Raw genomic sequence first — 20,549 nt, forward strand, 5'->3', positions numbered from 1 at the left:
ACAAATATTGGAGGGGAACATTTGAAATTGTGCACTGACATATACTAATGATATTGTCTTGTTAACCGAACTCTTATTCCTGTAAAATAGATTTACACTGGATGTATTGAGCCAGTAAAGATGTGAATTGCTTGAAATACATAAGAGGAGGGGTCTTAGTGGCCTATACCAAGGAAGAGTTTGAACAAATGCTCATTCTAATGGAAGATGACTATGTATCAGTTCGTTCAAAATACGAATTATACTGTACTCTGACTGAGTTTAGTGAAAGTCATCCAGAATTGATGAATGACATTTCACCCGGATTTTTCACAATTATTTTTGATACTTTAATTAGTGATATTTTTATTAACATCTCAAAATTACTAGACTATAAAGAAGGTTCGGTTGGAACAGTATACACATTGATTCTGGATTCCTATAACTTAAGAAACTTTTTTGGCCGCAACAAACATAAAATTTCGGAACACAAAAAAAGTAACCATCAGAAAGAATTAAATAGACAATACAGAATTCATGTTCTAAAAAGAATTCGTAATAAACGATTTGCACATAATGACAAGAAATACCACCTTAACAGAGAAGGTATCATTGAGGACGAATTCTTATCATTCAATGATCTCCAAAGGGTGTTTAATGTTTTACATAGAATCATCAATTATTATTATTCTGCCTTCTTCGGTAAGGATATAAGACCTATCCCCAAGGATGCGACAGATGTAAGCAATCTTATGGAAGCATTAGCATATTACAAACAAGCCTCCACAATAGAAGCGAACATAAATCTCATAGGAGCAGGGTTAATGCCAAGTAAGACTGGCATAATATCGATGGATGACATCTAACACTCGGAGAAACGCTTGAACTTAACACAGGCTAGAGTATAATAACATTATATCTATTAATTCCCTCGTCCTTAGGCACGCGCCGAAAGGTTTTATACGAAGCACTATTACTTTTACTATTTAGCATTTAAGTTGGAAGCCCAACTTTTTCATGCTGACTGTAGAACGTGAATAGTGCTTTTTTCTGTCCAAATAATCCACTGGAGGTCATACGTATGCAACTATTACACATTGAAATTCAAGGTTTCAAAGGATTCAGGTACTGGTCTTCTGAAATAAATGACGATTCGTTCGCTACTCTTACCCCCAGCACATCAACCGATGTCACAGAAGCCATCATCTGGTGCTTAAAGGGCTGTGACAGACGAGGAGAGACACTAGGTATCCGAAGACGATTGCTACACCCCGAACATAATATGATACGTGTTAAAACCACTTGGAGACATTCATCTCAGCAAGATAACCATATTGAGATTGTACGAGAGATTTCCTTCAGACGAAAGACTTTGCTCTTGAATCAGAGGCCTATCAATCAGGACGACATCGACTCCTTAATGCAGCCCATCGACTTACAACTCGGAATTCTCTCCCCAATGTATTTTAGCTCCCTAACCATCCCAAAATTTCAAACAGCCATTTCTAATCTTCTTTTCGATGTATCCCCCAGCCCTAACAATAATGAAGCCCCCACTAAAGAGGATCATCTTACCCCGGAAGCTATCTCCACTCAATTGGAAATCCTACGAGATTATGTGAATGAATCTAAAGCATACGTGATAGACGCAAAGAATCAAATGGCAAAAGCAAAACTAACCTCATGCCTATCTGATACACAACAAGCCCTACAAGATGAGCAAGAAGAGCTCATGATGAAAATGCAGGAGATTTGTCTGGAAGATGGACCCGATTATCCGGATATTCTTATCGAATGGAAGGAAGAATTAGCATCGCTGGGGACGTTGTATCGCAGTCGTGTAGATGAGTGGAAAGAACTAAAAGCTTCAGGTGATGTAAAACAGCTGGAATCGATTAAGAAGCACTGTGAATCCTTAATACACGAGGGCAGAATATTGAAATCCCAGATAGAGAAAGAGGAAGAATTCTGGAAGTCCCAGGTTCTAGAGTTTGAAAAGGACAAATCACATCGACTTCCAATACTACAACAAGACCTGGAACGACTTAAAGCAACCCAGACACTCCGAAACAATGCAGAAAACAGAGAAGACCAGCTCCAATTGAATTATGAACAAGGTGTTCTCGCACTTGAAGAAGCAAAACGTGAAATGAGAGCTTTATCTAAACACCGGCTGTCCTATGTCCAACAACAAGTTAACGAGGCTAATACGCTATTCAATGACATTAAAATCACCTTGAATCATCACTGGATCAAAGGCGAAGCCAAAATAAAATTAGATATAAGATTCAAACAGATGACACTGTACGATTTATCGCCAGAGGACCAGGTTCAATGTTCATTAGAGTTTATTATGTATATGATGGAAACGAATCGGAATGTGATTGAGACTCACGAATTTATAAAGTCACCCCAAAGTAATAGTTTTGACATCGAGACGGGTATGAACTCAAAAATCAGCTAATAACAGAAACAGCAGTGACCGTGGGGTTACTGCTGTTTCTGTTGTTGTCGTTATCCATATGGACAGATTCCATTTAGATGAACCTTACCAGACATAGACACATTCGAATCTAGAAACTCAAAATTATACAACTCAGCTCGATTATTATATACTTCGAATGATTTTATTCATGCACTCTATTTCCGCGTTATCCAGGGTTAAAATGATAGGAGGGACCCATATGGGACTCGCTGAGGTAAAACGTTTATTTAATGAAATAAAGAACTACGATGATATTAGGATACGATTGAGTGGATACATGTGGATTGATGACCAGCTTATGATCGAACATCATTTATTAGGGGTACCTCTCAACCAAGAAGAACTTTTATTGATGGCAGAATCAACACGACATTTGGATGATCTCTTGGACCAAAAGGTCTTTCAACTCGAGTATCCTGAGTTTTCTGAATTTTTAGATTACGCTAGATCAAAAGCTTCACTTCCTAAGATGTATTCAGAGATGACTGAATATTCTTATTTAGTAAAGAAGGCCAACCCCAAAGGGTATGTGCCCTCAGGTAAGGCCCAGGCAATCATTATCGCAATTTTTGCACTCATTGTTTTAACGTACATAATTATAGTCCGTTTTTTAGAACCTATACAAAGTTATATTGCTTTAGGCTTCACCTATGCGGCCGTTGTTACATTCTATCTACTGTTCAACAAAGTTAGACGTGTAGATCAAGCAAAGGATGAATTAAAAGGAATGAAAAAATCTATATTGGCCTCTCGTGAACGGCGTTTAGAGGCTTATCTGTGAAACGAAATTAAAGAAAATCTGAGGGTTTTCCTTTCAGCCCCTGGAGGAATTTATAGTTTGGCAGTCTATCGTGTGTGCAGCTGCATTCCAAGCGAAGTTTCCTCTAACGAACTGTATGAAAAAAGGAGGATTATCGTATGACGATTATAAAAATGGTTGTTACTGTTGTCGTAACAAGTTTGATCTGCACAGGTTTAACTTGGGTTTTGTTTAAGGCTGTTGACGCTCTAAAACCAGCGAGGAAGGATGAACATGGCGATCATTAACTCGTCGTTGTAAGATTCTATCTACTATTCAACAAATTTAGACGTGTAGATCAAGCTTCTTACTTGGAACTGAACTAGCGAGGGCTATTCATGAACAATTGTCTCTATTTACTCGTTTAGGTTTTGACTTTAGAATAAGGTGGACTGTCTTTTGTACCTCTTTCATAATTGGTTGTAGCCTTAAGCAACAAAATCAATGATAAAATGGAATGAGTATTGCAGTACTACATCACATGTAGATAGGAGGCCTTTTATGTTATCCAGATGGCTTGATCGTATTAAGAAAAGTAGAGATGCACTTAAAGAGTACAGCGCTGTGTCGATAAAAGCGAATGCTTTAGAAGCCATGAAGCGGGTATAAGTTCGTATTGGCTGTATCAATCCAGCTATAAAGCAGAGAATGAGGATTTTGTTAATTCGCCTTTAGTTGAAACTGAAGTAGACGTTATCGCATAAAGGGTGATCTTATATCACAGTTAAAACAAACACTGGCGTTGAATCATCAAGAGTTAAGTTTTATTCAACATACTGGTGACCGACCTCATTCATAGAAAGCTAGGGGGCCATGAAATGGTGCAATTATTTGTAGTCGAAATGTGAGATACGTCCATCGAGATATCTATTCGGGCTGGTGTTTACGCTAACATTCTAGATGAGGCTGAAGAGGCTGCACTGGCTAATGGTAAACACTCTGTTAAAGTGACTGCAATAGAAGAGGTTGATGGGTACGTTATTCAACTGGTTAATGCTAATCTACCGAAGTAGTTTTTTGTACATATTTAAGGCTATAAACATCTATGAAAAAATTATATCTTATATTGGCCATATTCCTCCCAGAAAGATGACAGTGATATATATATAATTCACTGATCACTTAATTAATGCCGGCCACCAGTTGAAAGTATACTAAATCCAAATCGTGGAGGGAATTACTTTGAGAAAAGATACAGCGGCAATCATCGCGAGACTCAAGAACAGAGAAGGCGTAAACTACTTCCCAAGTGGTAAAAGATATAGCCCTAAAGGAGGTTTTGTGGTAACACTTGATGGATTTGTTTGTCCTCTGGATTCTACATCTACAACAACAGCCCTATGCCCAATCAGAATTAACGAAGACAACCAATTGGAATGTGATGAAACCGTTAGTGCCACAAACACCATTTTTGATGTTCGAGGTAAACATGATCTCAGTAGTGCTGTAGTAAGATATAACGATATCATTACTGAAAAATTACGGAATAATGAAACTGAAGATGATGAATACAATAAAATCGCTGATTACCATGCCTTTTAAATGATTTTTAATCAATAAAAAAAGATTTGCACTTGCAAGTCTTTTTTTATTTTCACTTTATAAAGTGAAGCTTATATAGAAGAAGAGTAATAGGAATAGTGAACGTCCCAGGTAAGAAAATAATAGCTATTGTGATTCTATTAAAAATTCTCTCATCTGCATTCTGCCGGCTGGAGCTTGATTAATATTTAAACCCACACAGAAATAAATCTATTTTAGTCTCATTCAAACTAGGGTCTTCACTGGGCTAAATTATCTTTAAAAATAAACTCATCCGGATGATTGTATTTTGATCAAAAGAATTAACCTAAAAATGATTAAGTAAGCTAGTAATGGACTGACTCAGATAGTATGATACTAAGATAATTGAACACTTTGGAGGCTAATTCTATGCAAATTCAAGTTTTTAGCATGACCACACAGGCACCTGATCCTAAACGTATTGAAATCCTCAAGGAGCTAGACACAGACCAGGCCGTAGAGAATGAAACGCTCTACACGCCACACCTTATTTCTCAAGATGACGTACTGTATATCAAAAGAGAACGAAAACATCATCAGTATGAGATCAAAACAATGGACAACGAAATATTGGCATTTCCATCAGCAGCCTACATGGTTCCACATCTCTCACTAATTCAAGTTGATCGCGGTATTTACGTTAATCTGAATAACGTGAAACAATTGAATGACAACAGTGAACTGGTATTAGTAAACGGAGACACCGTTCCCGTTTCGCTTAGAAAACTGGATGATGTGAAAAACCTGCTAACTACTAAATAGTAATATGAGGCATGTATGGAGGCATGATTTATGGCTGACGTGACTTTATTTGATTTGGACATCTTAGATTGCAAGGATGTCGATTACTCGGAAGAAAGTGTCATGTACAATGCTGTTACTTTCCATCTTGAGTCGCTAAAGATGTTCGACGGGAACAGCGTAGAAATTAGTGAGGACTGGCAGATCAAAATTTGGTCTGAAGATGGGCAGCAGATCCTTAAGCAGTTTTTTCTGATTGAGAACCAGGAGTTTAAGAGAAAGCTTTATCAAGCCTACCCATTGTAGCTGGTAGCTGTTGCAAAAGAGAGGGGGATCATTCTCCATGGATTTAATTTTTGAGCTACATAGTGGAGTCGTGTGCACTTCATGTGGAACCAAACTCTTTGGTTTGTTTGATTATCATGGGAAGCCCATCGCAAACTATGAAAAATACGTCCAAGATTTGCAGGCTGGGGTGAATGACGAATTTGTCTGTTCATTATGCGAGGATCACATTCAAAGCTGGCAAAATTACCACAAATTAAGCGTACCTTATGATGTAACCTGGACGTTAGCTGATATCATTGGAAGCGACATTCAGCAGTGCGAACACTGTATGAGCATTGAAATGCCATTCATAGTAGACACAGGAATTATAGGTAGGTCAGTTGGTGAGTATCTTCATGAGGCACATGTTCCAGATGAACTGGTTCCTGCTTTTGTGGACCTGGTGCTGTGCAAATGCGGCTATGGAAGAGAGCCGGCAAACGGCAACAATCCTGAGGCCGGTATTTTCAAACAGACGGATGAGGTATTCACTCATCGTGATTTTCTTTTGAGCTTTGATGGAAAAAGCTTTTCTCAGTTTGCAAAAAAATATAATGTAACGCTTTTTGAAGACGATTTACTGGACTTCAAAAATCACCTCAAGAAGTCTCCACTGTTCGGAAGTGATCATCCGGTTGGTATCACCATTTATAAAATCCTTGAGGAACACTTCAAGCATGAGAATTATACTGTGGTGAAGCAGGGAGAACAAACATTGTATAGGGGACGTGCCCACGATAGCCTTGCCAAGCAATTTGAGTACCATCAACTGGGGGCGGCCCCACTTGGTAAGTCTTCTCATGGGAGGTATAACGCTATTGGTGTGCCGGTGTTCTATGCAGCAGATCAAAAGGAAGCTATTCCCTACGAGCTGCGTCCCAAGTATAACCAATCCATAGATATCGGAACATTCCAAATTACGAAGAAAGAATTTAAGCTCTTCGATATCGGCCATTTTGATTCTCACTTTATTGGCTTTTTTAATGAAATTACTTTAGATGAAAGTAATTATAAAGAATCCTACTTACTACCGAATTTTATTGGCGCTTGTTGTAACAAGATCGGATACGATGGTGTAGTGTATAAAGGTGTTCACGAGGGTACTTCGAAAATTCCCTATACTAATTATGCCTTGTTTAACATGGAGATAGAACTTGATTTGACTCCATCTGCTAAAGTAGAGACCTATGACCTTACTTTTAATATCTCCATGCAAAAACGGGAAGTCAAAAAGAACCTTGAACACCACTTTTGACCCCTGTATCTTGTCTGTAACATGATCTCGTGATACGATAAGCCTATTAAATCCAAATGACAATTATAGGCTACGACACGCGTCATCTAGCCATTCTAAATTAAACACATTTACATGTCTAAATCACCCAAAGGTGAAATTCTACCTTTTTCCGGAGATTAGACTGTGAATGTGTTTTTTTGTCGTTCCCGGATTTTCACAACCCATTGCTAAATTCCAAGGAGGAACATTCACATGCAAACTATGCAGAAGGAGAAAGCTAATCAACTCATCAATGATCTGTTAAACGGGACAACGTTACAAATGACTGGATTGGAATATCTAGCACTGTGCTTTTATATTGAGAGAAGTGGCCCACCCTTGAGTGAAAGAATGCAAGATCTGCGAAGCTCGGTTAATCGACCATTGTCTATGGGCCGTATTGGGTACTATGATATTTACTTCCTTCCTGAGGGGGAACTTTTGTCGGAAGCGAACGCGTCTGAAGTCTTATTGAATGACCTTCATTACATGGGAATAAGACTGTTACGACAAACCAATCAACATTACCATTATTTTGGGTTCTCGCCTCAAGGAAAAGGTGAAGAGATCAGGGTATCCCTCATCAAGGATGAAGCGGGATTGTTCCGAATTGAACAACGTAATCCGCGAGATCATTGGAAATGCATTAGCTCATTTTAATCGAAGAAAGTAACAAGAGTTTGAGTGTTGGTAAATACGGATAATGCTATAATTCAATTAATTAATACTACAGCCAAATTATCACTGGGGAGTGAGTTATATGAAAGCAGATGAACTATTCGAGATAAGAAATGACAAGCCAATTGTGATGTTCAACAAATTGATCGAAAAAACTGAATCTCACTTTGATGAAAACATGAAAGCTAGATTGGTTAACATGAGTAGTGCTGAGAATGATTGTTATCGACTTACTTTCGATTTTTCTGAATTCGAAGATTACAACAAAAAACATGAAAAACCCAACTTTTATGATGATCAACAGAATCCATCACTCACTTGGAGTGAAAGTAAATTCTATCCCCAAAATAAAATTGAGATTTTCTATATAGATTACGAATCGAAGATAGATTTTCTTCAGATCATACCTGCACTTAATATGATCAATAAACCAGAAGCACCACAATTAAAAATCCCAGAAGAGGTAGAAGCCTTAGCCTGGGTTGTTGATCAGTTTGAAAAAGTACTACAGGGAGAGAAAGCTGCTAATGTGAAAGATTGTCTCTTACGCGCTCATTCAATTTTAGCTAAATACGAAAAATCAGGAGGAACTTCATGTTAGAGAACATTAAAGCAGGGGATAACATCGAGATAGTCTTCAAACAAGATATCACGATTGCGCTTGTGAAAAACGTTTCCGAATCAGGTGTCATCACACTGCAAGAGCCTTATAACAAGCGTAAAAGAATCTACACAACAGATCATTACACCACAAAGGGCTTCCAGGTTTCACATCTTGGCACAATGAATGGAACCTGCATCTCCATTAGACTTGCCAAGGAATAACCTGGCATCTTTCAAAAGTTAAAGACATCATCATGTATGGAGAGTCAACTTCGAAAAAGTGGTAGAAAAAACTAGAAGTGGAGCGTACAATGAAATGCTAAATACAAATTTGCAAGTAACCTGTTCTGAGTGCAAGAACGAGACGATAATACAAATTAATCAATCTGACCTTGAAAGTTATCAAAATGGTAGTCTTGCCCAGCATGCTTTTCCTTACTTGTCTGCTGCCGATAGAGAACTAATTATTTCAAATATTTGTGGACCTTGTTTTGGAACTTTGTTTGCTGATGAAGCGTGAAATCGCATTTATGAATATTAACCTTAACTTGTATGAAGGAGACTTCCATTACTAAGGTGATCTTTTGATTCTATTGTTGAACCATGTTACTATGTAAACATTAAATCAGATTATTTCTAGGCTCCTGCATGCGCGAGAGAGCCCTTTAAAGCACATTCCAATTATGAACATATAAGTGAAAGTCAACTTATACGTCCAATTTGGAGTGTGCTTTTTCAATTTCAAGGAGGAATCGAAGATGGATTTAGAAGAACATCAATTACGCATTGAACGATTACGAAGTAAAAGCCGTAAGACCACCGAACAAGAGAATATGAATGCACTGATTGACGGAATAATTAACGATGAACTCTCTATCAAAGACGTACTGTCATTCACAACTATTCCTGAAAAGGAAATCATAAGAATGATCGAAGAGCGCCAAGTCAAGTAAATCTTATAGTTTCTTACCCTCTGCACGGGGAAAATACATGTTCTCCCGTGCAGGAGGGGAACACTTGGAGAAATTAACAATGGATTATAATATAACTCGATTCAGTCAAGAACAACTGTACAAGCTGCAACTTGATGTAGAAATGTTTGCCACACACACAAATGGACTACCAAAGTCACATAGAGATGTTTTCACTAAAAAGGGATGGTTACTCGCATTTCTTTACGGTTACGATAGCTTACTATGGGGCCGCTGGGACTATTGGATGGATATAGTCGCAAAGGGAACGATTCAAGGTAGTGGTCCTATCCCTCAGATTAACTGGAGTAGTAAAGGCCAAACAGGTGTTACACAAACACTGAAGATGTTTGAGACATGCTTAAACCATCCGGAATCAACCATTCATACTTTTGCCGAGTGGCTACTCTGGTCATTAAATACGAACGATGTGAAGGAACTTAAAATTTCGGAAGAGTTAAATGAACATTACTATAGAAAGTTTGATTTATTCCAGGTGCTTGATCATCCTTTTGATTATCTATCAGAAGCCCTGATGCACGAAACAGGAAAAGGGTATCATTCTAGCCTGGGCTATTATCCGACACCGCTGTCAATAACTCAGTTGATGGCGTCATTAACGTATGGAGTAAAAAACGCAGAGGATCACAAAAAGCAAACCGCTTACGATCCTTGTGTTGGTTGTGGGGCGTTATTACTTCCTGCCTCCAATTATTATCTTAGAGCATATGCGCAGGACATTTCACTTATTGCTACCCAATTATGTAAGATCCAATTTCTATTTTATGCACCATGGTTTGCTTATCCAGCTAATGTAAAAGGTTTTGATGAGGAGTCAGAACCCATTCAGGTCTCAATAAGTCCTGAAGGAGAAGGGCAGTTTGTATTCAATTTCGAAGAACTCATTACCTCATGAAGGAGATAGATCAAGATGACAAGAGTTACATTTAAAACATATGGCGAGATTAAACATATGTTTATCGAAGAAACCGAAGTAGAAGCCGTTGAGACGTGGGGTAACTTATGGGGGAGAAATAGTTTACATACTGAGATTATCCATGTAGGTAATGCAACGAGCACATCTGATTTTGGAGGATTTGTTAAACAATAATAGTAAGAAAAGCTCCTGTCACTGACAGGAGCTTTTTCTATTCGGAGAGATCATTCCTCTCGGATACTCTCCTTTTATTATCGTAATCCTTCGGGTCGATAATTTCATCATGGCCAGATAAGAGCTCAGGATTAAACAGTTTTAAAGCGATGCCCATTCTCATAGGAAGGTTGAATTCTCCTAGCTTCGTTAAATATAGGAGCGACCCCGCACAATAGGTAGCATCATCAACCTGATCGACTTTATCCGTTTTGTTGTAATCAATGGTTTTATGACAATGAAACGGCCGATCTTCGTGCAGCGAGTGAACAATGTCCTGCATCCGATTTGGATGAAGAGAGGGAAGCATCGTTCCATCCTTCCGGAATGGGCAATCCGCGCAAGGTTTCTTCAAGCTAAAAATACGATTAACATCCATATGTATCAACTTCCTTTAAACGATTTACAATCACTTCATTCCTTCTCACCTCAATTTTACTACACTATTAAGGCCAGAGATAATTTGCACCCCATTTTTTTATAGTGATCTACTTCATTTCAAATAACGGAGGACATGTTTAAGATCAAAGTATAATTGAGAAGGGGAGTTTTAAGGATGAAATTCAAAAGGCTTTTCATTCTATGTGCAGCGGTTATTGTGGTTTGTGCTATGGCCATATTGCTAGCATTCATGAATAAAGAAGATTCACTCGATACCTTGCCGAATTATACCCTAGATAAAGAGAAAATCGTTGTGGACGGTTTTAACTATGAGAACCAACCTGTCTTAGGGTCACCTCAAGCAAAAGTTAAAGTAATTGAATTTGCTGATTTCAAATGTCCAGCGTGTCGAAATTGGTCATCGGATCACTTTCAAACATTGAAGAGAGACTACATCGATACAGGTAAAGTACAGTTCTACTTTGCTAATTACGCGTTCCTTGATCGTGATTCATACCTTGCTGGTATAGCTGGGGAAGCCATATACCAACAGAGTAATGAGAAGTTTTGGGAGTTCTATGAACTGCTATATCAAAACCAGGGTGACCCAACGACCATATGGGCCACACCTAAATTTTTAGTTGACCTGGTTAAGCAAAACATGGAAGGAATCGATATGGAGCTCTTTCAAAAGAATCTAAAGAACTTTGATTACTTACACCAGGTTAAGGAAGATTACAAAATAGGGGGTTACTACGGGGTAAATGGTACCCCTACCTTTTTCATCAATGATCAAATTGTCAGAATTTCCTCTTATGAAGACTTGTTTAGACAAATCGATACCGTAATAGAATAGCATGAAGAAGCCCACCTGCAGCTGGTGGGCTTTTTTCATATGTTCTTACAAAGTGGAGCTTACTTTCATTACTCGATTACAAGCAGTACAGGTACAATAGAGAACATTATATGTGTTTTCGTTCGAGGAGGACTTAAAATTACGTACGTATTGTTGGTACTTGCTGTCATAGGTTTTGTTGTTTCTTCTATGAAGATGTCTCGTCTAATTAAGAACTACCAGGCCACTGATCATCACTGGTATAACCTTAGTTACTGTCTGTTTTCCTGTGGTGTCCATGTCCTGTTATTTTGTGCGTTTGTACCGGTACCAGCAAATTGGATGAAATAAACACCCAGCCCGAAAAACCTGCTTATCTCATCTTATACAATTCCCCCAAGGTGAGCTGGAGACTTTAAGGATCGTGCACATTGCGTTTCAAATCAACCAGGCAAAATCGGTTTTTAATCAAATCGCATTTCTTCTAGATTGTGTGATCTATCCTTTAGGGTAGATCCTTCAATAAATACACACCAAGGAGTCGAAACAATGTTAAATTTTGAATATTCAGTTGCTATTGATGCATCTCAAATAGAGGGGATTCAATTAACATGTAAGATCAGTTACAGTGATCCTGTATTTGAGCAGAGAATCATTAACATTCTGAAAATCCAGAGTCTTTATTTTTATGTTGATGATGAAGAAGGAACTTGGTTGACAAAAAAATTAGGGGACGAAATAAATATGAAAATTTTCTTAAGTGATCGATTATTTAATTTCAGAAAAATTAACGATGAATTCAGACAAAAAGAAATATTCATCCCTGTGAAATATTTTGAAAATCTAGAACGAGTAAAGTATCTGTTCGAAAAGAAGATAAGAAAAGTATTCAAGAAGGAAATCAAATATTTTAATGAGCTAAGCGCAGTAAATATATAATCATAAGAGCTCATTAAAATATTTTTAATGAAAATTAAATCTAACAAAAAAAAGTCTAAATGAGGTGTACGCTCATTTAAACTTTTGACCGGCTTTTATAAGTTACTTTCCTTTTTTCTGTGCGATCCATATCCTATTTTGCGGTGCTTTTGTTCCGGTACCGGCGAATTGGATTAAATAAAAATCGAGCCTGAAAATCCGATTAGCTCATCTTATACTCTTCCTCACGTTGTCTTAAATATTCATGAATAGCAGCAGACGATCGATGTAATCCGCCTATATGAGCTGGCAGCTTTAGGGATTCTGAAAATTTAGTAAACTTCAACCAGGAAAAATCGATGTTTTTTCTTACTCGGTTGCTTCTAAATTGTATTATGTGTCCTTCACTTGATTTGAGTGAAGAAAATTTAGTAATCTCTCGATCTAGATCAGCTATTTTGGGATCATTTCTACACTTTCGGTGTAGCTCTTTTATATAATCTTCTTTTGTTTTTTGAGCACAAAATACATTGTTGTGAGCATTTAAGAAAAATAACTGATTCAGTTGATCAACTTCTTTTGCTTTTCTCAGCGAAAGAATATTCTTCTCTTGTTGGGGAATATGGTAAATGTCCTTGTCGTAGAGGAGAATGCACACATGTGGAGAAAGGGGGATAAAGAATTGCGCTCCCCTACTTATGTTTCCAAATCCCCCGTAATATTGTTTTTTTAAATAGAATGAATTATACCGTACCACGGGATAATCCGAGGTTATAAATTGTCTTGTCCCACCCGTTCTCTCTATAATTAATAAAGGTTCTAAATCAAGGACCAGTTCAAGATTTTCAATAGCTTGTTGGATAGCCACGTTAGCTGGCTCATTTATAGTTATTTGGTATTTGTCTAAATCAACTTCTTTAAATTGAGGGTTTAATTCCATTTTTGCTTTGAGCACACTTTCAAACGTATGATTGAGCGATTCAGCTGTCTTCAAGTGGCGCGCTTCACTGGTTAAGATAAACCATAATAGTTCTGCGTAATCCTCGAGTTCATCAGGAAGAGTGTTTGTTTTTAAAATATTTTGAATAATTAGAGCTGATGGGGTTTCAATTTTCTCACCCAGAAAATTCTCTGTTTGATTGTCAGCTCCATAAAAATTATTTCTTTGACACATGTTCTTAATGGAAGCTTCACCTACAAACAATCCTCTAGATAGATTAAAGCTTGCGATAGACTTTTTACTTTCAGAGAAGTTCCTCAGATAAAACTTAGGTACATAGTGTTGCCTGTTTTTCTCAGCCATCATATTCACCCAATCTCTTTGTTATTGATCTCACCTAAAAGATGTATACCTAGTTAATTCAGATTATGCATAATCTCTTGATAAATCATATCCTATCATGCCTATATTAAAACAAACAAAAAAAGTTTAAATGAGCTGTACGCTCATTTAAACTTTTAACCGGCTTATAATTTTCTTGCGATTAACCTTAAATTCTTCCTTTAAATCTTTATTATAAGTAACGACTATAGAGAAAGTTCCTGATCCATGTTCAACAATCTGCATATATTCGACTTCACGTTTTTCTTTCAGAATCGTTGAATGAATCATACTTAATGCATCCACCAAATTAATCTCAGACTTCATTTTGAGAGCTGTGAACAGGTATGTAATTCCACAAATAAAAAGAACCAATAAAGGTATCCATCTTATCCATGGAATAATCTCAAATAAATATTGAACATCATCGACCCACCAAATATAAAATACACTTACTAAAAATAAGACTGCATAAAATTGATACTTTATTAGTTTGTGTTCAATCAAGTCATTAGACATTTTATCATCCCCTAAGTTAACTATATTGTTTATGTTATTAACGGAACATATCTCCGTTCTATAATCACTTTTCTTTCAACCGTAAACAATTCACTATGTCCTTCAGAAAATTCAACTAATATTAAGAACTTTTCACCTGTTTGATCCATAAGCTGGATAAAGCTAATCTTACCACCCTCATCAAGAATAGTTTTTCTTACCACTCTTATTGAATCGAATAGCATTTTTTGTGGATTTGCTCTATGTTTAGAGGCTTTGTACAATATTCCACTAAGAATAAGAAGAATGAAAGGCAGCCACCTAATAACAAACAGTGAAGAAGAGAGTAGAATTCTTAGATCTATGCACCATGTATAGTATATGCTTACTAGGATTATGAATAAATAAAATTGATACTCCATTGATTTGTGATCGATAATTCTCCCAAACAATTCTGATCCCTCCAGGGCATTTTTCCTTTTGTTATCATACCTCAGATACCATTTCTTGTACATTTCACCCGAAGCTTACTTCAAGCTTCAATTTTCCTTGTTAATGTGATAGGATATCAACATATATTTTTATTTTTTTATTGGATTCTGACATGCGTTAAGGATCATGTTCAAATCATCTTTAAAGCGTTTCTTCGAGATTATGATCAACCAATTGGTTGAATTTCGCTTTGCGATCATACTCTGGGAGAAGCGCTTTTTTGCGTTCTCATCACAACCCAAATCATTTAAAGGAGAAAATTATGCAAACTGAATCAAACAACATCACCCCAACCTTCATCAGCTTATCTCACCAATTTCACAATGTACATTCAGAAACGCTAGTGCCAGTCTCCAATGGAAACACTCTGGGAACAGCAATGGATGCTCTCTTACGGAGTAGTCAGTTACAAGACATGGTGTACTTCTACACTCAAATCGATAATCTGTGGGTGATTTACTCCGGAGAGCTTAATCATGAGAACACATCGAATTCAATTGGGGTCGTTGCTGCAATTGAGATCGCAGAGGGAGAATATGATTATCGGGTTAATTTGATTCATGGTTTCACGTATACCCATGATATCAACCTGGCGACTATCTTTCCTATCAATCAGCATTCATTAAGAAAAGATAGTAGCGAGATTCTTGTGCCCGTTACTCAAGTAAGTGGTCAAATAAAAAGAATATTCTAAATCAATCAAAAATAGAAAGAGGAACATCAATCATGAATTATAACATCACTGCAGGTTCAATCGTCGTAACAGCTGACGCACGTTACTTAGTAATCTCAGCTTTGGAGCAAACCGAATATAAATACATAACAATAGGAGAAGGGGAATGGTCACTCTGTGAGTCAACATTCTCAACTCCACTGGATCTGCTTCTTCATCTTCAGAAGAATTCCGACATCATACGTGTCATTTCAGATGAAGATGTATTACCTTTGATACCATGGGGGGACGAAGAGGGCAAAGACCAAATTAATCCGGACCAAGGACCTTTCTTAATAAGGGTGAAAGATAAAGAGCACTTCATCTACTTATCCGAATGTAGTGGTGAAGAAGGCTATACTGATGATATTGATCAGGCTAAATTGTTTATCCATTACAGCGAGTTACCACCGTTACAGAGAGATGAAGAGGTATGTTTTGCTCCAGACCATCTGCCACAACGCATAGTTTCCATCCAAGGATATTCTTATATCTATAACATCGAGACCAATGCAACCTCCATAGTGTTCGACAAGATTTTATCTAAAATATCTCAAACAGATACTACCTATTCTGATGATGATATTTTACCTGAGCTGATTGCTCATGGTTTTACTGCTGCCAAAGTTGAGAAACATTGCCCAAATCCAGATCAAGTAATTCCTTTTAAGTGGTAGATCATAAAAGACAAAAAGACAACCTTCTATTATAGAAGGTTGTCTTTTTGTCTTTGTACTTTAATTGAGTGGTCACAAGGCTAATTTGGCTAATAACTCATACTTGCGTTTGGTTGCAGTAATGGAATAGTAACTACCTCTTGTGTATGCTGACTGTAAGTTAATATCGTAGCCTCAGATGGAATGTTTGCATCATTAAGTTCGATAAGCACAACATGCCCCCTATACGATAAGAGATTAACCTGATGGGCTGTATTCTCCGGAAGAGGAGGCAGCACTATTTTAGAAATCTCTGAGCGATATGCATTTGCTGAGCTGGCTATGAAGCGATCAAGCTTATCCTGCACGGTATCCCAGGCTTGTTTCAGACGCTTAAGATACCCATCAGACTCTTGCCACGAACCGGATGGTTTCAACCTTGCATAGTGAAGGAATCTATCTTCTAGGGAATCATAAAAGTATCCGGAACCCCATTGGGTGGGATAGCACCTTCCTGCAATAATACCCTGTTGATCAACCCATTCTTCCGGTACATTTGTTTCCAAAATATAAGTGTCATTACTTTCTACCAAATATTGTTCTCCGAACATGTTCTACTCCTTTTAAAGCAAAATATCAATAAGAGTTCATCGTACTCTTAACGTACATTTTTCGAGGGATAGAGTCAAATTCAGGCGGAACGTTTGAGAATTGAGTTGTTAAGTTGATTACCGAAGATTAGAATAGGAACTCAAATCAAGTTTCTTACCAAGCTTTTGCTCGGCAGCTTCTTGAATCTCTAAGACTAAATCTGGGCAATTCGTTCCCTTATATATTTGATATGTTGTATTCATAACCTTGAGTAAATCATGATATTCTGCCTCATCAAGGCTTTCTAAGGTTACCATCCGTTTGATGAGGCTAAATCTCGAATATGCCTCTGTATAAGTATCCGACTGTGAGTAGTATCTGAAAATTAACTTCACCAAATCCTGAGGTCTTTTTAATACATCTGTCAATTTTTTATAGGCTCTCAGACAGATTAAAGTGATTGTTCGACCTTGGAGATATTCCGTTGTATTAATGAGGTGTTGTTCCAAACTTGAACTCAGGAAAACTGATCTCACATAGAATGTCTGTTTTTTCTTTATGTTCTCTTCAATATCTTTTTGTATATCCTTATCAAGTAATCTGAACAGGCGTGGATTCACAATGAAAAAATCAATCATTTTACTAAGTTGATCATGATTAGGGATAACTTTACTATAGAACACTTGGTCACTCGAAACGCAACGGAATACTATTTCAGGATACAAGTTGGTTATCAAATGAAGTGTCCGTGCATTTACAACTCGGTTCTTATTGCACAAATCATCCTCTAATTTAAAAGTATATTTCCAAAGCTTCTTGAATAAACTCTCAATTGCCTTATCATTCAAGTCTTTCAAGTACCTATGTATAAACATATTGTCGTATTCGGTATCCTCGTCGGCTCTTGCGTATAACTCAGGCATTCTAATCTCAATAATATTGTCTACCAGCCTTGCAGTGTGAACCGACGACTTTGTCAGAACCCCCTCGAGCATACTTCGTATATGAGCCCTAACGTCTTCTTTAGAGGGTGTAAATAGTGTGTTTTCTTCTGTATCCAGTATGTTAGGATGTGAAGAAAGATTTCGCTGAATTTTCAAATGATCAATAGCTGCTTTATCTCCCATCTCAAGAAGTTTGGTTTCCTTAAAAACTTTATCCACTAAATCGCTCTCCCATTTCGAGGAGAATTTCTCTGGATTTTTATTTTTTTCTGCATCTACCTCACGAAGAATTTGCGCTGCGCCTTGATCATTCTCGCGCTCAACCTGATCTTTTAACTTGAAGACCAAATCTGAGATAACGATGGTATACAATGATGCCACGGCAGACCTATAATTACCGATCGCGTACGAACTCATAACCTCACGAAAATATTCTTTGGTTTTGGGATGTGAAATTCTTTCTGAAGCTAAATCAATTGAATAATCTTGCATGATGGAATCCCCCTAAGCGATGCCTTCATTAAAAGGCTATCTGATATGTATTGGTATTGCTTTACTTCATCAAACCATGAAGCTAACCAATCAACTTTTATTGTACACGTAATCCTTAAGCTATGTCCGTAAACTTGAACGGCAAGTTCTAGGTAATTCATTCTAAAATAGAAGCATAGATGCTGATGTACCACTAACAGTGTGATATAATCAAACATAACTCACAACATTTTTGATTGGTTACGGCATGCGCCTTAATAACCTATATTCATATCCAAAAGCACTTCTAACTAGTGATGAATCTACAACTGACAAAATCAGTTTGATTATCTCTGGAAAGAAGTGCTTTTTTTGTCGTGGGCACATTTTACTTATAGAGAGGAACTTACACCATGAATACTGATCTAACCAGAGGAAATAATCTATTCGATGTACCTCATAAGCTAGGCACACCCGAAGGTGTCTGCTATACCTTCTCGGTACCGGAATTTATCGAGAGCACTAAAACCATGACCTTAGATCGATTTGGTAAAGAACTACACTTCAATGTACATTCAGATTCACAAGGATATCTAGCTCTTGAGCTGAGCCAACCTGCTCAGGCCATCGAAGTGGGTGATCGTCCCTATGTTGTTCCTTCATTCCAATTTCTCCTGGATAGTGGCTACAGAGTTCATCAACCACATTTATTAGCGATAGATTTTGTTGCCCTCATTTTCAACATTTCAGTACAATATGTGGACTGGATATTGTTAGACAGAAAAACACAAGTTATTGAAGTGAAAATATTGAATCAACCAAAGGAACAATTTTTTGTCGTTATACATCCGTCTAATCCTGACTTCCTGCGGTGTGGCAGAGTCAAGCCAAACCAAAATGGGTTCATGGATAGTCTCCTCTTAGAATTCAGCGATCAATCCGTAGCCCAAATGTTTAAGCATCAGATTGTGGAAGTTGAATCTAGAGATTATGATTACTTATTGAGTGTCCTAGAATCCAAAGAACACGTTCGAAGCATCTTGAGCAAATACACAACATCATTGGAATATGAGTATTATCTTGAAACTTCTATAGATAGCCAAGCATACATGACCCTCTATGAAGTTTCTCCATTATTCACAGCAACGTACGATGGATCGATGATAGCTTTTAATCAGCATGAGCAAGTTCTGAGCAGTATCAATGCGAATGAAAACTCCAATTTGGTCAAAATCACATTTGAAGAATTTTCAAATTTATCAGATGAGATAGCCACCAACATGGACACTTTGGATGATGATTTTAAACTTTCATCTGATCAGAAAATAACCATAAATCATTTAAAAAATGTACTGTTTGAACTCAGTAAAAGTTGTGATTCCGATGAGCAATTTAACGACTGGTTATCCCGTAAGAAGTGGTTTACTCGGAGCATAGATGACTTGCTTGCAGACATGTAGGATTGATCCTCTTCACCACTTGTAAGCTATATAAACTGGAATAGCCCTGGTACTCTGTTCCAGAGTGCCGGGGTTACGAGTGCGATGGAGAGGATATGAATCAGGCAGAAGAGACCCTAGCAAAACTAAGTTAAGTTAACTTAACTTAGTTTAATTTAACTTCTCCTTTTAAGATGAAATTTGACTACACCCCTAGAAAAAAGCATAATGGATAAAACACAATGAACGAACCTAAAGGGAAGCACCCTGCGACATTTCGCGGGGTGCTTTTTCTGTTTTTATAGAAAATATCCATATTTACAAAGGAGGACCTACATATGCTTAGAGAGAAAATCATTGAATTGTACTTAAGCGAGATCGATTATTTGAATAACTCATTCGAAGAAGTGTGCTCCTATAGCGAAGACCTGAACTGGATCAATACAGAAATCTTAAAGGCAGAAAGCTCAAAGATTATTGAATCTGATTATATACAGTCATTGAACAAATATAAAAAGCAATTAGAAGATCGTGTAAAGAGAAATACTGCTTATCGAATTGACCGTGATAAAGGACATCTAATGGGGTGTATATCCGAGCTTGCAAATAATTTAATCACAGTCGGGCCAGAGGAAACGGAATCCGCGTATTGAATGGGTTTCTAAAGGAAGGAAATGAGTTTTACTGTTGCTGGATTGCTAAACCATCATGTGATATAG

General features: G+C 37.4%; 26 protein-coding genes. 21 read left to right on the top strand and 5 right to left on the bottom strand.

Features of this window, described 5'->3' with window-relative positions; translation table 11 throughout:
• Nucleotides 1-158: 158 nt before the first annotated feature.
• The 15 genes from OM416_RS20335 to OM416_RS20405 all read left to right on the top strand — a co-directional run bounded on the left by OM416_RS20335 (nt 159) and on the right by OM416_RS20405 (nt 10,533).
• Nucleotides 159-845, top strand: coding sequence for a hypothetical protein (locus OM416_RS20335; protein WP_264932574.1), 687 nt, complete (start codon nt 159-161; stop codon nt 843-845).
• Nucleotides 846-1,060: 215 nt separating this feature from the next.
• Complete coding sequence (locus tag OM416_RS20340; RefSeq protein ID WP_264932575.1) at nt 1,061-2,443, top strand: hypothetical protein; 1,383 nt, start codon at nt 1,061-1,063, stop codon at nt 2,441-2,443.
• A 220-nt stretch (nt 2,444-2,663) separates the two neighbouring features.
• Nucleotides 2,664-3,245, top strand: coding sequence for a hypothetical protein (locus OM416_RS20345; RefSeq protein WP_264932576.1), 582 nt, complete (start codon nt 2,664-2,666; stop codon nt 3,243-3,245).
• 137 nt (nt 3,246-3,382) lie between these two features.
• Nucleotides 3,383-3,511, top strand: a complete 129-nt coding sequence (locus OM416_RS20350; protein ID WP_264932577.1) for a hypothetical protein — start codon at nt 3,383-3,385, stop codon at nt 3,509-3,511.
• 934 nt (nt 3,512-4,445) lie between these two features.
• Nucleotides 4,446-4,805, top strand: a complete 360-nt coding sequence (locus tag OM416_RS20355; RefSeq protein WP_264932578.1) for a hypothetical protein — start codon at nt 4,446-4,448, stop codon at nt 4,803-4,805.
• A 390-nt stretch (nt 4,806-5,195) separates the two neighbouring features.
• Nucleotides 5,196-5,588 carry a LytTR family DNA-binding domain-containing protein gene (locus OM416_RS20360; protein WP_264932579.1) on the top strand — a complete coding sequence of 131 codons (393 nt, stop codon included), beginning with the start codon at nt 5,196-5,198 and terminating at the stop codon, nt 5,586-5,588.
• A 30-nt stretch (nt 5,589-5,618) separates the two neighbouring features.
• Nucleotides 5,619-5,873, top strand: coding sequence for a hypothetical protein (locus OM416_RS20365; RefSeq protein WP_264932580.1), 255 nt, complete (start codon nt 5,619-5,621; stop codon nt 5,871-5,873).
• Between the two features lie 37 nt (nt 5,874-5,910).
• Nucleotides 5,911-7,149 carry an RES family NAD+ phosphorylase gene (locus tag OM416_RS20370; protein ID WP_264932581.1) on the top strand — a complete coding sequence of 413 codons (1,239 nt, stop codon included), beginning with the start codon at nt 5,911-5,913 and terminating at the stop codon, nt 7,147-7,149.
• A gap of 234 nt (nt 7,150-7,383) precedes the next feature.
• Complete coding sequence (locus OM416_RS20375; protein ID WP_264932582.1) at nt 7,384-7,830, top strand: hypothetical protein; 447 nt, start codon at nt 7,384-7,386, stop codon at nt 7,828-7,830.
• 100 nt (nt 7,831-7,930) lie between these two features.
• Entirely contained in the window at nt 7,931-8,449 is a 519-nt protein-coding gene (locus OM416_RS20380) for a hypothetical protein (protein WP_264932583.1), read from the top strand.
• Nucleotides 8,443-8,673 (top strand): hypothetical protein, encoded by a 231-nt coding sequence (locus tag OM416_RS20385; protein ID WP_264932584.1) that lies wholly within the window; start codon nt 8,443-8,445, stop codon nt 8,671-8,673. The genes OM416_RS20380 and OM416_RS20385 overlap by 7 nt, the downstream gene beginning before the upstream one ends.
• Nucleotides 8,674-8,767: 94 nt before the next feature.
• A complete protein-coding gene (locus OM416_RS20390) occupies nt 8,768-8,971 on the top strand; it encodes a hypothetical protein (RefSeq protein WP_264932585.1) in 204 nt (67 codons plus the stop codon).
• Nucleotides 8,972-9,209: 238 nt separating this feature from the next.
• On the top strand, nt 9,210-9,404 hold the full coding sequence (locus tag OM416_RS20395) for a hypothetical protein (RefSeq protein ID WP_264932586.1): 195 nt from the start codon (nt 9,210-9,212) through the stop codon (nt 9,402-9,404).
• Nucleotides 9,405-9,468: 64 nt separating this feature from the next.
• On the top strand, nt 9,469-10,338 hold the full coding sequence (locus OM416_RS20400) for an SAM-dependent methyltransferase (protein WP_264932587.1): 870 nt from the start codon (nt 9,469-9,471) through the stop codon (nt 10,336-10,338).
• A 15-nt stretch (nt 10,339-10,353) separates the two neighbouring features.
• Nucleotides 10,354-10,533: a hypothetical protein gene (locus OM416_RS20405; protein ID WP_264932588.1), complete on the top strand. Its 180-nt coding sequence runs from the start codon at nt 10,354-10,356 to the stop codon at nt 10,531-10,533.
• Nucleotides 10,534-10,570: 37 nt separating this feature from the next.
• Here OM416_RS20405 and OM416_RS20410 read toward each other — a convergent pair whose 3' ends face one another.
• Entirely contained in the window at nt 10,571-10,951 is a 381-nt protein-coding gene (locus OM416_RS20410; RefSeq protein ID WP_264932589.1) for a hypothetical protein, read from the bottom strand.
• A 177-nt stretch (nt 10,952-11,128) separates the two neighbouring features.
• On the opposite strand from OM416_RS20410, the gene OM416_RS20415 reads away from it, so the two are divergent.
• The gene (locus OM416_RS20415) at nt 11,129-11,809 is read left to right on the top strand and encodes a DsbA family protein (protein WP_264932590.1); all 681 of its coding nucleotides are present in this window, start codon (nt 11,129-11,131) and stop codon (nt 11,807-11,809) included.
• A gap of 528 nt (nt 11,810-12,337) precedes the next feature.
• Nucleotides 12,338-12,727 (top strand): hypothetical protein, encoded by a 390-nt coding sequence (locus tag OM416_RS20420; protein WP_264932591.1) that lies wholly within the window; start codon nt 12,338-12,340, stop codon nt 12,725-12,727.
• A 202-nt stretch (nt 12,728-12,929) separates the two neighbouring features.
• On the opposite strand, the gene OM416_RS20425 is transcribed toward OM416_RS20420, so the two are convergent.
• Both OM416_RS20425 and OM416_RS20430 read right to left on the bottom strand, forming a co-directional pair.
• A complete protein-coding gene (locus tag OM416_RS20425) occupies nt 12,930-14,012 on the bottom strand; it encodes a DUF4238 domain-containing protein (RefSeq protein WP_264932592.1) in 1,083 nt (360 codons plus the stop codon).
• Nucleotides 14,013-14,156: 144 nt separating this feature from the next.
• Complete coding sequence (locus OM416_RS20430; RefSeq protein WP_264932593.1) at nt 14,157-14,546, bottom strand: hypothetical protein; 390 nt, start codon at nt 14,544-14,546, stop codon at nt 14,157-14,159.
• A 733-nt stretch (nt 14,547-15,279) separates the two neighbouring features.
• Here OM416_RS20430 and OM416_RS20435 point away from each other — a divergent pair.
• Complete coding sequence (locus OM416_RS20435) at nt 15,280-15,711, top strand: hypothetical protein (protein WP_264932594.1); 432 nt, start codon at nt 15,280-15,282, stop codon at nt 15,709-15,711.
• Nucleotides 15,712-15,743: 32 nt separating this feature from the next.
• On the top strand, nt 15,744-16,406 hold the full coding sequence (locus OM416_RS20440) for a hypothetical protein (RefSeq protein WP_264932595.1): 663 nt from the start codon (nt 15,744-15,746) through the stop codon (nt 16,404-16,406).
• An 89-nt stretch (nt 16,407-16,495) separates the two neighbouring features.
• On the opposite strand, the gene OM416_RS20445 is transcribed toward OM416_RS20440, so the two are convergent.
• Both OM416_RS20445 and OM416_RS20450 read right to left on the bottom strand, forming a co-directional pair.
• Nucleotides 16,496-16,996, bottom strand: coding sequence for a hypothetical protein (locus OM416_RS20445; protein ID WP_264932596.1), 501 nt, complete (start codon nt 16,994-16,996; stop codon nt 16,496-16,498).
• 117 nt (nt 16,997-17,113) lie between these two features.
• On the bottom strand, nt 17,114-18,412 hold the full coding sequence (locus tag OM416_RS20450) for a hypothetical protein (protein WP_264932597.1): 1,299 nt from the start codon (nt 18,410-18,412) through the stop codon (nt 17,114-17,116).
• Between the two features lie 392 nt (nt 18,413-18,804).
• Between OM416_RS20450 and OM416_RS20455 the strand changes: the two genes are divergently transcribed.
• Together OM416_RS20455 and OM416_RS20460 are read left to right on the top strand one after the other, a co-directional pair.
• Nucleotides 18,805-19,851, top strand: a complete 1,047-nt coding sequence (locus tag OM416_RS20455) for a hypothetical protein (protein WP_264932598.1) — start codon at nt 18,805-18,807, stop codon at nt 19,849-19,851.
• A gap of 317 nt (nt 19,852-20,168) precedes the next feature.
• The gene (locus OM416_RS20460) at nt 20,169-20,483 is read left to right on the top strand and encodes a hypothetical protein (RefSeq protein ID WP_264932599.1); all 315 of its coding nucleotides are present in this window, start codon (nt 20,169-20,171) and stop codon (nt 20,481-20,483) included.
• Nucleotides 20,484-20,549: the final 66 nt, after the last annotated feature.

Source organism: Paenibacillus sp. LS1, assembly GCF_026013365.1.
Taxonomy (GTDB): domain Bacteria; phylum Bacillota; class Bacilli; order Paenibacillales; family Paenibacillaceae; genus Paenibacillus.